This is a genomic window from Geothrix rubra, assembly GCF_030268065.1.
In the GTDB taxonomy this organism is placed as follows: Bacteria; Acidobacteriota; Holophagae; order Holophagales; family Holophagaceae; genus Geothrix; species Geothrix rubra.
Window position 1 is genome coordinate 666,094 of record NZ_BSDD01000002.1, and the last position, 12,806, is coordinate 678,899.

Sequence of the window (12,806 nt, forward strand, 5' to 3'; positions counted from 1 at the left end):
CAGGGCCGGGAAGGGGCGGGTGTCCGAAGCCGGGGCTCAGGGCCGCAGCAGGACGCTCAGGGTGACCACGGTCCGGTCCTTCATGGCCCCATCCAGGGGGCGGTGGATCCCGAGGCTGAAGCGGAGGTTCCCCGCCACCCGGCGCACCACGTCCAGGGGCAGGCCCAGCCGGTCGCTGTCCAGCTCCAGGCCTGCCACCCGCTGGGCGGCCGGGCGGGGGGCCGCGGCGTCCCACACGACGCTGTGCTCGACGTAGGCCTCCAGGGGCCCGAGCCCCACGCCGCCCCGCAGGCGGCGCAGGCGGTCGCCTGTGGCCGTGTAGGCGGGGAGGGCGGCCTGGGCCAGGCGGTTGAGGTCGAGGCTCTCCGGCAGGAGCGAGGTGGCCACGCCGCCCAGGTGGAAGCGGTCCAGGGCGGTGGGGTCGCCGGAGAGGCGGCCCTCCTCCCAGCGAAGCGTGAGCGGCGCCCAGGGATTGATCCAGCCGGCGGCCAGGGAGGCCCGGGCCAGGGTCCAGTCCTGGCCACCGGTGCGGCCGGACTGCCAGGCGGCCCGCCCGGAGAGGCTGGCGCCCTGGCGATCCGCGGTCCACCAGCTGCCCCAGGCGCCGCGGAGGCCCGCCACGGCGCGGTCCACCCCGGGCCGGCCCGCGAGGACCACGCGCTCGAAGGCGAGGGAGGGGACGAGGAGCGTCCGGGGCCTTCCCAGGTCCTCCCGGGTGAGGGCCAGCTCCGCGCCGCGGCGCTCCTGGTCGTAGCCCGAGGCGGGCGCGAAGCGCTGGCTGGAGGGGCGCGCCAGCACGGAGAAGAGCTGGAAGGAGGGCGCCCAGCGCCAGCCGTGCCAGGAGAGACCCGTCTGGCCGCCCCGGGGCCCGGCGCCGTCGCCGAGGCCCGCCAGCACCTGCCAGTTGAGGCGGCCCAGGATGTCGTTGCCGCCCGCGCCCACCTGGGCGCTGAGGCCCGAGGGGGTCACGCTGTAGCCGGCGAGGGAGAAGGCCTTGAGGCTCTCGCCCACCCGGTAGGGATGGGGCTCGGGTGCGGGCCCCGGCGGGGGCAGGGGATCCGGCTCGTCCGGCCGCGGCAGCACGGTTTCCGGCGCCATGGGGGCGGGATCGGCGGGCAGGGGGCCCGCCGGCAGGGCGGGCTGGGTGGGGTCCAGCTTCCGGATCTCCACCCCCGTGGCCGTGAGCCGGGAGAAGTAGAGCGTCTTGCCATCGGGCGTGGGGGCCGGATCCCAGGCGGCGGAGAGGGTGCGGGTCAGCGGGTGGCCGGCGGCGTCCTTCAGGTTCCAGACGCCGTCCACCTCCCCCCAGGCGAAGGCCGGGGGCTTCGCGGCGGGGACGGCGGCCGGGGGTGTCCCGCCGCGCAGGGTCCAGCGCCGCGCCTGGGGCCGCAGCACCCCTTCGGCGTCGGGCAGGCGGAGCTGGAACGAGACCGCCTGTGAACCGGCCCAGACCGGCTGCCAGGGGAGCGAGCCATCCAGGGGCGGAATGCGCCAGGTGGGTGGGACGCGGGGCACGCGGGGCGCGTGGTCCGGCAGCTCCTCGGGATCCTTCGGGGCCTCCGGCGCCGGGGCCTTGGCCCGCAGGTCCCAGATGTAGATGCCGGGCTTCTTCGGATCCCGCACCAGGGCCATGAGGCGGCCTCCGTCGGGGCTCACGGACAGGTCGCTGGTCCAGCCGTCCAGGCCCGTGAACACCGTGCCTTCGCGCAGGGCACCCCCGGCCTCGGCCCGGCGCTCCAGCTCCAGGGCGTCGTGGGTGACCTCCGCGCAGAAGCGCTGGTAGCCGTCCCTCGCGGTGAACCCGAAGGTGGCGGTGAAGGCCTCGTCGAAGGAGCGCCGCCTGGGACTGGCCAGCCGCTTCCAGAGCCCCTGGAAGACCTTGGGGTCCTGGGCGCGGCGCTCCAGCCATTCCAGGTAGGCGCTGCCTTCCAGGTAGGCCATGGCGCCGCCCAGGAAGCCGCCCGTGCCATCCAGGGCCCTGTAGGGCGTGAGCTTGCCCTCCCGGGCCCACTGGCGCAGCACCGCCGCCCGGAAGGCCCCGTGGGGCCGGCCGCTGCCCGTGAGCTTCCCCTCCAGGAGGGTGGCGTAGCCCTCGATCACCCACCGCGGGCACTTCTCCACCACCGGGCCCAGCACCTCGGTCCAGCGCCGCCACAGCCCGGGCTTCCGCGCGGGCCAGAGCAGGTGGTGCATGTGCCCGAGCTCGTGGGTGAGCACCAGCTCGGGCCAGCTCCGCAGGTGGCCGATGGCCGAGTCGGGCTCCGGCGGGGTCTTCCAGAGGACCACAAAGGGGCGCCGGAGCAGGGGGAAGGCCATGCCGTTCGCCGTCATCATCGGGTCGAGGATGAGGATGTCGATGGGCCGCGGGTACACGTAGCCCACCAGGCCCAGGTAGCGATCGTGGATCGCCTCCACCCGGGCGGCCGCGTCCCGGCCGAAGGCCTCGAAGGCCGCCGGGCAGTGGATGCGGTAGTGGGCCGTGGTGAAGGTGATCCAGGTCGCGTCCGGTGCCTGCACACGCGGAGCGGCCAAGGCCGGCAGGGCCAGCAGACAGGGCAGGAGGACGCGGGGGCGCATCTCTCCAGTGTGCCAAGCCATGACGGCCGTCACTAATTGAGACGTTGTCGCAAAAAATACTTGATCCGGAAATAAAATTTATTAAGACTCATTCTCATGTTTGGACACCCCGCCTTCTTCCCCCTGGTTCCCGTCCTGGCCATGACCCTGGCCCTGGACCGGACGGTGCTGGCCATGGGCACCCAGCTCCGCATCCACCTGGAGGGACCCGGGGATCCCGGAGTCGGGTCGGAGGCGGCCCTCCGGGAGGCCTCCCGCATCGAGGTGGCCTGTTCCACCTGGGATCCCGCGTCGTCCTGGAGCCGTCTGAACGCCGCGGGCGGACGGCCGGTGGCCCTGGATGGGGAGTGGCTGGACCTCCTGGCGGAGGTGCAGGCCTGGCAGGTCTGCACGGAGGGCGCCTTCGACCCCGCGCTGGGAGCCCTGATGAAGGCCTGGGGGATCCGCGAGGGTGGGCACCGCCGGCCGACCACGCTGGAACTCGAACGGGCCCGGCAGGCCTCCGGCTCCGCCCTGCTGGTCCTGGACCGGAAGGGGGGGACGGCCCGGTTCCTGGACCCCGGGGCGGCCCTGGAGGAGGGTGGCTTCCTCAAGGGCTACGCCCTGGACCGCATGCGGGCGGCGACGGCCGCGCCCTCCGGGCTCCTGGACTTCGGGGGCCAGCTGCTGGCCTGGGGCCATCCGGTGGAGGCGGCCATCGCCGATCCCCTGGACCGCCAGCGCCCCCGTCTGACGCTCCTCCTGAAGGACGCGTCGCTCTCCTGCAGCGGCACCTCCGAGCGGGGCCGCCACATCCTCGATCCCCGCACCGGGGAGCCCAGCCCGGCCTGGGGCAGCGTGGCCGTGGTGGCCACCGAGGGCCTCACGGCCGACATCCTCTCCACCGCCCTCTACGTGCTGGGCCCCGAGCGGGGCCTGGCCTGGGCCGAACGCCACGGCACGGCGGCGGCCTTCCTGTTGAACGACGGGACGATCCGCACGAGCGCGGCGTTCCGCGCCCTGCATCCCAAGGAGCTCCGATGAAGTCCCTGCTCACCCCCCTGGTCCTCGCCCTCCTGGCCCTTCCCGCCTTTGCGCAGGAGAAGACAGACACGGACAAGCGCGTGGCGGACCTCGAACGCCGGCTCGACGCCATGTCGCGCGAGCTGGAATCGCAGCGCGCCGGCACGGCCATGCCCGCCGCCCCCACGGAAGGCCGCTTCGGCCTGGCCCCCAGCGCCAGCAAGGTCTACGACGCACCCGCCGGCCTGAGCATCGGCGGCTACGGGGAGCTGCTCTACCAGGGCAAGGCCGCCACCCTGCAGGACGGCACCCACGTGGGCAGCGACAAGTCGGTGGACGCCCTGCGGATGGTGCTCTACACGGGCTACAAGTTCAGCGACCGCATCGTGTTCAACTCGGAGATCGAGTTCGAGCACGGCGGCTACAGCGACGAGCACCCCGAGGGCGAGGCCATCGCCGAGTTCTACTACCTGGACTTCCTGCTCACGAAGGGCCTGAACATCCGAGCCGGCCAGATGCTGGTGCCCATGGGCTTCGTGAATGAGATCCACGAGCCGCCGGCCTTCCTTGGGGCCCGCCGACCCCTGGTGGAGCAGACCATCATCCCCACCACCTGGCACGAGAACGGCGTGGGCATCCACGGCGACCTGCCGGGCAACCTCACCTACCGCGTCTACCTGATGGACGGGTTGGAGGCCTCCCGCTTCAACGCCGGGGGCATCGCCGACGGCCGCCAGGACGGCAACAAGGCCAACGCCCAGAGCCCGGCGTGGACCGGCCGCCTGGACTGGACGCCGCGGCCGGGGGTGCTCCTCGGCGGCAGCTTCTACACCGGCAACAGCAACCAGACGGGCACCGGCGAGGCCATCCGCACCACCCTCTGGGACGCCCACGCCGAGTACCGGGCCGGGGGACTCCAGCTCCGGGGCCTCTACGCGCGGACCACCCTCGGCCAGGCCGGCGTGGCCGCCCTGGCGCCCGCGGATCCCGCCCGCGCGGTGGGCGTGCGCCAGTGGGGCGGCTACCTGGAGGCGGGCTACGACGTGCTCCGGGGCTCGCGCCAGGCCCTCATCCCCTACCTGCGCTGGGAGCGCCTGGATGCCCAGCAGGCCGTGGTGCCGGGCGTCCCCGTGGATGGCGCCCAGGGCCAGGCCCTCGTGACGGCGGGGCTGGCCTACAAGCCCATCCCCCAGGTGGCCGTGAAGGCCGACTGGACGCGCGCCGAGAACCGGGCCCGCACGGGCCGCGACCAGCTGAGCCTCTCGCTCGGCTACACCTTCTGAGGTCCCGATGATCCGCATCCTCGCCCCCTTCGCCCTCGCCCTGCCCCTCTTCGCCGCCCTTCCCACGCCCCAGGAGGCGCTGGCCCTGGCCTTCCCCGGCGCCCAGCTCAGCCGGAAGGAGGTCATCCTCACGGACGCCCAGGCGGCGCAGGCCCGGGCCCTCGCCAAGGGCGACCTGCCGGGGCGGTGGACCGTAGCCTACGAGGCGCGGAAGGACGGACGGCTGATGGGAGTGGGCCTCTTCGACACCCACCGGGTCCGCACCCTGAACGAGACCATGCTGGTGGCCGTGTCCCCCGAGGGCCGCGTCCTCCGGGTGGAGGTGGTGGTCTTCCACGAGCCCCAGGAGTACCTGGCGAAGCAGGCCTGGGTGCGGCAGTTCGAGGGGAAGGCCCTGGACGACCACCTGAGCCTGAAGGGCGAGATCCACCCCCTCTCCGGGGCCACCCTCACCGCCAACGCCATGACGGATGCCGCCCGCCGCTGCCTGGCCCTCTGGCAGGTGCTCTACGGGGGCGCGAAATGAGCCCCCTGGAGCGCTGGAGCCTCCACGCCGCGGCGTGGCTCACGGCGGCGACCGGCCTCCTGGACGGCGGCCTGCGCTGGTTCGGTCAGCGGATGGGGGAGTTCGGACCGGAGCCCAGTCCCTGGCTGGGGCTGGCCCAGCACCTCCACGTGCTGGTGGCGCCCCTGCTCGTGTTCACCCTGGGCGTCATGGTGCGGGGCCACCTGTGGGCCCGCCTGCGGACGGGAGCGAACGGCCGGCGGACGGGCCTGGGCCTGGCCTTCCTCATCGCCCCCATGGTGCTCTCGGGCTACGCCGTGCAGGTGGCCACGGACCCCGCATGGCGGACCGCCCTCTCCTGGACCCACGGCCTCAGTGCGGGCCTCTTCCTCCTGGCCTATGGCGGGCACGCCCTGCGCACGCTGCTGGCCGCGCGCGGAGTCCCGCGGGGCGTGGCCATCCTCGGGCGGTAGGCGGTCGCACTACACTGGAGCCATGTCCCGCATCCGCATCCTCTCCGACCAGGTCGCGAACCAGATCGCGGCGGGCCCCTCCCGCAAAGCGCGAAGCGCGTCGCGGGAAGCGGCTCGGAACACCGCCCGCCCGCTGCGGGGTGCATGGCGGAGCGGCAACTCATGAGCCGCATCCGCATCCTTCCGGACCAGGTCGCGAACCAGATCGCGGCGGGCGAGGTGGTGGAGCGGCCGGCCTCGGTGCTCAAGGAACTCGTGGAGAACGCCCTGGACGCCGGGGCCACCCGCATCGAAGTGGCCTGGGAGGAGGGGGGCAAGCGGCTGCTGGAGGTGGCGGACGACGGCTGCGGCATGGCCCGCGACGAGCTCTACCTGGCCCTGGAGCGCCACGCCACCAGCAAGGTGCGCACGGCGGACGACCTGGGCCACCTGGCCACCTTCGGGTTCCGGGGCGAGGCCCTGCCGAGCATCGCCAGCGTGAGCCGCTTCGACCTGGCCAGCGCCGAGGCCGAGGGCGCCGGCCACCGCCTGCGCAGCGAGTTCGGCGTCATCCGGGAAGTGGCGCCCATGGCCCGCAGCCGCGGGACCACCGTGACCGTGCGGGACCTCTTCGCCCAGCTCCCCGCCCGGCGGCGCTTCCTGAAATCCACCGACACGGAGCACGCCCAGCTCTGGGGCGTGGCGGCCCGCATGGCCCTGGCCTCGCCGGGCGTCCACTGGACCCTGCGCCCGGACCGCGGCGCGCCCCTGGTGCTGCCCCCCGTGGCGGATCCCGGCCTGCGGCTGGCGCCCCTGCTCGGCGAGAAGATGGCGCGCCTGGTGCCCTTCGTGAACGGCGAGCCGCCCTGGCGCCTGCGGGGCTTCGTGTCCCCGCCGGACCTCAGCTTCCGGGACCGCAACCACCTCTACCTCTTCGTCAACGGCCGGGCCGTGCGGGACCGGCTGCTGCTGGCGGCGCTCTCCGAGGCCTGGTCCGGCACCTTCGCCAAGGGTTCGTACCCGGCGGCCGTGCTTTTCCTGGAGCTGCCGCCCGAGGCGGTGGACGTGAACGTCCATCCCACCAAGGCCGAGGTCCGCTTCCGCGACCCCCAGCGCCTCTTCGCCTGGGTGCGGGGCGCCACGGAGGAGGCCTGGGCCCAGCTCCGCGGCGGCCTGGCCTCGGTGCTGGAGCTGCCCCCCAAGCCCCTGGAGGCGGAGTTCGACCTGGATCCCTCCCGGCGGGGCGAGGCCCAGCATCCCCGCCTCTGGTCCGACCATTCCGGCGGGGCCCTCGCCGCCGTGCAGGCCATGGCCGACGCCTTCGAGACCCGCCCGCTGGACCGTCCCTACGCCTATGCGACGGCGCCTTCCGCCGCCGCCGAGGCCCTGGGCGACGGGCACGGTCTGCGCTTCCTGGGCTCCTTCCAGCAGACCTACCTGCTGGTGGAGGTGGCGGGGGAGGCCGGACCGGAGCTGTGGATCGTGGACCAGCACGTGGCCCACGAACGGGTGCTCTACGAGCGGCTGTTCCTGCGCCGCCACGCGCCGGCCATCCAGCCCCTGCTCCCCCCCCAGGCCGTTCGGCTCGGCCCCGAGGCCGTGGCGCGGCTCGCCCCCTTTTTGGAGGAGCTGCAGGCGGCGGGCGTGGAGGCCGATCCCTTCGGCGACGACGCCCTGGTGGTCCGGGGACTTCCCGACTTCCTGGCGGACCGCGATCCGCAGGCGCTCCTGGAGGACCTGCTGGCCCGCCTGGAGCGGGAGGGCCGTGTGGACCTGGACACCTTCCGGCGCGACCTGAACGCCGAACTGGCCTGCCGCGCGGCGATCAAGAAGCACCACGCCCTGCCCGCCGACCTCGCCCTGGCCCTCGTCCGCGACCTCCTGGCCTGCCAGGTGCCGAACACCTGCCCCCATGGCCGGCCCATCCTCAAGAAGCTCAGCCTCGCCGACCTGGAGCGGAGCTTCGGGCGGCGGGTTTAGGAGCGGCTTCCAGGATTGGCGAGGGTGGGTCAGGAGAGTCTGGCTCGGACCAGGTACTGGAACACTTGCAGGTCTTCCCGGGCCGCAAACACATCTCCCCCCGCGGCGGACACGGCAGCCAGAAGGGGGAGCATCCTCCCGTCGGCAGGCTGGGTGACGGTTTCCACCACTTCCGCCTGGAATCCCGCAGCGGCCAGCAGCTCTAGCATGCTGGAACGGGTGAAGAACTTCAGGTGCGTCCGGTCCAGGATGCCTTCGTCTTCATAGGTCCAGCGGCCCCGCACGAGCAGGTCGTGAACGACGCCGAAAAAGCGGACGTTCGGGAGGCTGAGCACGAGGCAACCCCGCGGAGCGAGGAGGCCTTTGAACCTGGAGAGCTGGCCCGGGGGGTCCTTCAGGTGTTCGAGGACGTCCGCGAGGATGATGCAATCGAAGGAGTGGGGTTCAAAGGGAGGGGGTACTCCGAGCTGGTCGAGGTCGGCGGTCCAGACGCCGTCAAGCACGCGAGCCGCCAGCCGCGCCGCCTGGGGATTTCCCTCGATCCCATGCACCCGGGTGCCGGCGCCCCTGGATTTGATGGACGCTCCGAGCGCCCCTGCCGCGCAGCCGACATCGAGGATGCGCTTGGCCTCCAAAGGCACCAGGCGCGCCACTTCCGGGCGGGCGTTCTTGAAGTAATCCGCCACGGAAGGCGCAGGGGAGAAGGGGCGCTCCTTCCACACCAGAAGCTGCATGCCCGTTTCGTCAACCAGATGATCGTAATAACCCTGGGCAGCGGCTTCGGGATCATGCTGTCGGTAGAACTCCAGCTTCCGCTCGCGATGGATTCGATGGAGGTATCCATAGTGCTTGACCTTCACGTCCAGCCGCGAACTCAGCCCGACAACGTTTGCGGGCAAGCTGCCGCAGTGAAAATTGCCTCCATGCCCGGTGTTCCTGAAGGCCAGCTTCTGGCGATCCTGTCCTGCCATCCGGAGCAGGCGGGGATGCCAGAGGCTGTGGTACTTGCCATCCACACGGTAGTGTTCCCGGTCGTTCCAGAAGTAGAGCCATTCGAAGGCGAAGGTCGCGACCTGGGGAGGAGCTGACCGAATCCCGTCGCGGATCCGCTTGGCAGCGCTCTCCTCCAGCACCTCGTCGCCATCCATGGCCAGTATCCAGTCCGGATCGCGTTCGAGGGCCATGGCCAGGAGGATGTTCTTGTCGCGCACTTCGTCAACGTCCCGGTCGCACTGTTCGTGCAGCGCCACGACCTTCCGGAAGGTTCGGCAGATGCGCACCGTGTCGTCGGTGGAGTGGTCGTCCAGGATCACGATCTCATCAGCGATCCGCTCGATGGAGGCCAAGACCTCGGCGATCCACTCCGATTCGTTCTTTATCCGCAGCATGGCCACGATCTTTCCGCCTGCGGCGTGCCCCTGGGCCTCGGCGATCTCGCCCATCGGCTTCAGGTGTCCGGTGGCCGAAATCTGATCGCCCTCTTCGCTGAGGCGCACCTCCAGATCCGAGAGGTAGCGGCGCAGCAACCCCTCCAGGCGGTCGGGGGAGAAATGCCAGACATGGGTGGGGTCATCGTGGTGATGGCCATTGGGGACGACCACGACCACCTTCGCACCCGGCTTCAGGATTCGGTGGAGGTCCAGGAACAGCGAATGATGATCCCGCAGGTGTTCAAAGACGTGGGAGGCGAGGCAGCCGTCCAGAAGGCCGCCCGATGTGTCAATGGAGTCCAGGGTGCCTCGGTGGAAGACCAGCCGCTCTCCCAGGTCCCCTGGTTCACCGGCCACGTGGGATCTGGCCACCGAAAGGGCTGTGTCGCTCAGGTCCACGCCGAGGATCTGCAGGTGCCGATGCGAACGCGCGAGCCAGATGTCAATTTCACCGGTTCCGCAGCCCAGGTCCAAGAGCCGCCCAGCGGTGGGGCATTCCCGGAGGGCGGTCCGAGTCGCGAAGTGGTCCTTCCAATAGGCCAGGGTCAATGCCTCGGGGTTACTCTGCCGGCGCTCGTCGTACATGTCGTCGTAGATACGGGATTCCCCCTCTTGATCCAGACCCGGCGGCAGCTGCTGGGACTGGGCAGCCTGGACCAGCTCCTGCAGCACCTTCCCCACGCCCTCCACGCCGTAGGTGGCGGTGATGAAGGCCCGCCCCTCCCGGCCGAGGGCCTCCCAAGTGGGACGGTCCTGGAGCAGGCGGGCCACGGCCGAGGCGAAGGCCTCGGCCTCGTCGGCCACCAGGACGTGGCGGCCGTCCTCGAGGCCCATGCCCTCCGCCCCGATGGACGTGGTGACGACCGGCAGGCCCCGGGAGAGGGCCTCCCCCACCTTGCCCTTCATGCCCGCGCCCACGCGGAGCGGCGCCACGGACACCCGGGCCGCGTCGAGGTGGGGGGCCGTGTCCGGGACCCAGCCTGTTACCGAGATGCCCGGGGAGGCGAGGGCCTGCAGCTCCGCAGGCGGATTGGGCCCGACGATGGTCAGGCGGGTGCCGGGGACCAGGGCCCGCACCTTCGGAAGGATGTCGCGGACCAGCCAGAGGGCCGCGTCGATGTTCGGCGTGTGGTTGAAGTTCCCGACGAAGACCAGCCCCTTCCGGGCCTCCCAGCCGGGAGTCTCCCCCACAGGCGGATGGATGTTCGGGATGACGGTGGTGGGCACCGTGAGGCCCGCCTCCCGGAGGACGGTGGCGTCGGCCTCGGTGACGGTCACCACCCGGTCGGCCTGGCCGTAGATCCGAAGCTCGCGCTCGCGGGTCCGGGCCGCCCCCTCCAGGGCCGCCGCGTCTCCCGCCAGCTCGGCCTGGCGCGTCTCGCGGAGGAAGTGCACGTCCACGGTGTCCACCACCACGGTCGTACCGGGGGAGTACCGCCGGATCTCGGGGAGGTACTGCTCGGCGATGTCGTAGAAGGAGAGCCAAGCCAGGTGGCAGGGCCGCTCGCCGAGGATGCGCGCCAGGTTGATCGGGGGGGCGTCGCAGCGGTAGCCCAGCTGGGCCATCTTCTCCGGGTCGGTGGCGTAGACCTTCACGCCGAGGGCCTCCAGCTGGCGCTGGTAGTTCTCCTGGCCCAGGCCGTTCCGTGCGATGTAGGTGATGTCGTACTTGAGGGCCCGGAGGATCAGGATGATGCGGAAGAGCCGCAAGGAGCCTGAGGCCCGGTCGTGGAGCGGAAGGAAGGGATCGACGATGAGGATGTGGGGGGCCGGGCCGCTTTTCGCGGGGCGGGCGGCCAGCCGGCGGCGATCCGCGGTGGCGGGCGGATGTCCCGTCACGGACGGGGGTGGATCCTGGCGGGCGAGTTCCGCGGCCCACTTCGCCACGAACTTCTCCCGGTTGATGGCCTGATAGCGCTTGAAGCCGCTGGAGAGATCCGTGCCGGCCGTGATCCCCTCGAAGTGCAGCACCGTGGAGGACGGGCAGTACATCACCTTGTAGCCGAGGCTCCGGATGCCGAAGCAGAGGTCGGTGTCCTCGTAATAGGCGGGGGCGTAGCGGCGGTCGAATCCACCCAGGCGTTCGAAGAGCTCGCGTCGCACCAGGAGGGCCGCACCGGAGCAGTAGTCCACCTCGGCGGGGACCAGGTAGGCGGGATTGAGGGGATCTGCGAACCGTCCGAAATTCCACCCGCTGCCGTCCGAAAAGATCAGACCGCCCGCCTCCTGGAGCCGCCCGTCGGGGTAGACGAGCTGGGCCCCGGCGGCACCGACGGTGGGATCGCCTTCGGCCATGCCGACCAGCGCCTCCAGCCAGCCCGGCAGCGGGGCCGTGTCGTTGTTGAGGAAGACCAGGTACCGGCCCCGCGCCAGGGCGGCGCCCTGGTTGCAGGCCTCCACGAAGCCCCGGTTGTCCGGATTGGTGATCACCCGGACCCGGCCCGTCAAGCCGGCCAGATAGTCCGCAGTGCCGTCGCTGGAGGCGTTGTCGATGAAGATGAGTTCGTAGAGGCTGTCTGGGGTGCTCTTCCGCAGCTGGTCCACGCACTGCTGGGTGTACTCGACCTTGTTGAACACGGGAATGACGAGGCTGCAGAGGGGGGCATCCTCCGCCGGAGCCGGCTCGGCGGTGGGCAGGATCTCCGCCTCGCCCGCCAGGACCTTCCGGAGGATCTCCGCCTCGCTCCGGGCGGACATGATCTCGTAGGCCCGGGATTCCAGGGCCGCGCGGGCCGCTGCGTCGGCCACCAGGTCCTGACAGGCGGCCACGAGCTGCTCATAGGGGACGAACCGGGCGGCCCCCTCCAGACCGGCTTCCAGGTCGGTCTCCGGCCTGCACTCGGCCACCACGGCCTTCCGGTTCGCCCACAGGTAGGACAGCCGCACCATCTCGAGGATGCTGCTCTCGTAGAAATGGAGGTTCAGCACCACCTTGGCCCGGGAGATGAGCGCGTCCCGCTTCCGGCCGTAGACGCCGAAGGCGGCGTGGACGCGGAGCCCGGTGGCCTGGAGGGCCTCCAGGATGTGGCGCCGCCGATCGTTGATGGATCCGTAGAAGAGCACATCAATGTCCTGGTCCGGCGCCACGGGGATGCGGGTGAGCCCGGGCATGGTCCCGATGGGAACGAGCTGGATGCCCTTGGAGATGCCGGCCCGGTGGAGGATCTCCACGTTCCGCCGGCTGTAGTCCCAGATTTCGCAACGCTCCGACAGCCGCACGAGGCGGTCCCGCAGGTGCTGGTTCCGTTCGTCCATCTGCTCCAGGTTGTAGAGGATGCACTGGGCCTGGAGGGCGGCCTCCTGGGTGCTGTCGAGCAGATGCCAGCCCAGGATCAGGTTCACGGCGGCCGGGTCGAACCGGTTCTCGGCTACCTGCGCCGGGGCGCCCAAGGCCTGGAAGGCGTCGCGGAAGGTCTGCGCCAGTTCGGCAAAAGTTTCCGAGTGCAGATAGCCCTTGGGCTTGATCGTGACGATCCGGATGGCGGCTGACGTCATGAGGGCTCCTGTCCTGGGGCGTGGGCTGCCGAGCGGATGAAGGCGGAGGGGCGGAGGGGTCGGCTCCGGTGGGGCAGCGGGT

General features: G+C 71.5%; 7 protein-coding genes. 5 read left to right on the forward strand and 2 right to left on the reverse strand.

The genetic code is table 11. The features are described from left to right. Positions 1-36 precede the first annotated feature (36 nt). Positions 37-2,577 (reverse strand): hypothetical protein, encoded by a 2,541-nt coding sequence (locus tag QSJ33_RS07815; protein WP_285724266.1) that lies wholly within the window; start codon positions 2,575-2,577, stop codon positions 37-39. A 96-nt stretch (positions 2,578-2,673) separates the two neighbouring features. Here QSJ33_RS07815 and QSJ33_RS07820 point away from each other — a divergent pair, with 96 nt between their 5' ends. The 5 genes from QSJ33_RS07820 to mutL all read left to right on the forward strand — a co-directional run bounded on the left by QSJ33_RS07820 (position 2,674) and on the right by mutL (position 7,799). Next, the gene (locus tag QSJ33_RS07820) at positions 2,674-3,600 is read left to right on the forward strand and encodes an FAD:protein FMN transferase (RefSeq protein ID WP_285724268.1); all 927 of its coding nucleotides are present in this window, start codon (positions 2,674-2,676) and stop codon (positions 3,598-3,600) included. Further along, the gene (locus tag QSJ33_RS07825) at positions 3,597-4,862 is read left to right on the forward strand and encodes a hypothetical protein (RefSeq protein WP_285724270.1); all 1,266 of its coding nucleotides are present in this window, start codon (positions 3,597-3,599) and stop codon (positions 4,860-4,862) included. Before QSJ33_RS07820 ends, QSJ33_RS07825 begins: the two co-directional genes overlap by 4 nt. A gap of 7 nt (positions 4,863-4,869) precedes the next feature. Then, positions 4,870-5,388, forward strand: a complete 519-nt coding sequence (locus tag QSJ33_RS07830) for an FMN-binding protein (protein WP_285724272.1) — start codon at positions 4,870-4,872, stop codon at positions 5,386-5,388. Continuing rightward, positions 5,385-5,840, forward strand: coding sequence for a hypothetical protein (locus QSJ33_RS07835; protein ID WP_285724274.1), 456 nt, complete (start codon positions 5,385-5,387; stop codon positions 5,838-5,840). Before QSJ33_RS07830 ends, QSJ33_RS07835 begins: the two co-directional genes overlap by 4 nt. A 162-nt stretch (positions 5,841-6,002) precedes the next feature. Beyond that, positions 6,003-7,799 carry a DNA mismatch repair endonuclease MutL gene (gene mutL / locus QSJ33_RS07840; RefSeq protein WP_285724276.1) on the forward strand — a complete coding sequence of 599 codons (1,797 nt, stop codon included), beginning with the start codon at positions 6,003-6,005 and terminating at the stop codon, positions 7,797-7,799. 29 nt (positions 7,800-7,828) lie between these two features. Here mutL and QSJ33_RS07845 read toward each other — a convergent pair whose 3' ends face one another. Further along, a complete protein-coding gene (locus QSJ33_RS07845) occupies positions 7,829-12,724 on the reverse strand; it encodes a glycosyltransferase (RefSeq protein ID WP_285724278.1) in 4,896 nt (1,631 codons plus the stop codon). Positions 12,725-12,806: the final 82 nt, after the last annotated feature.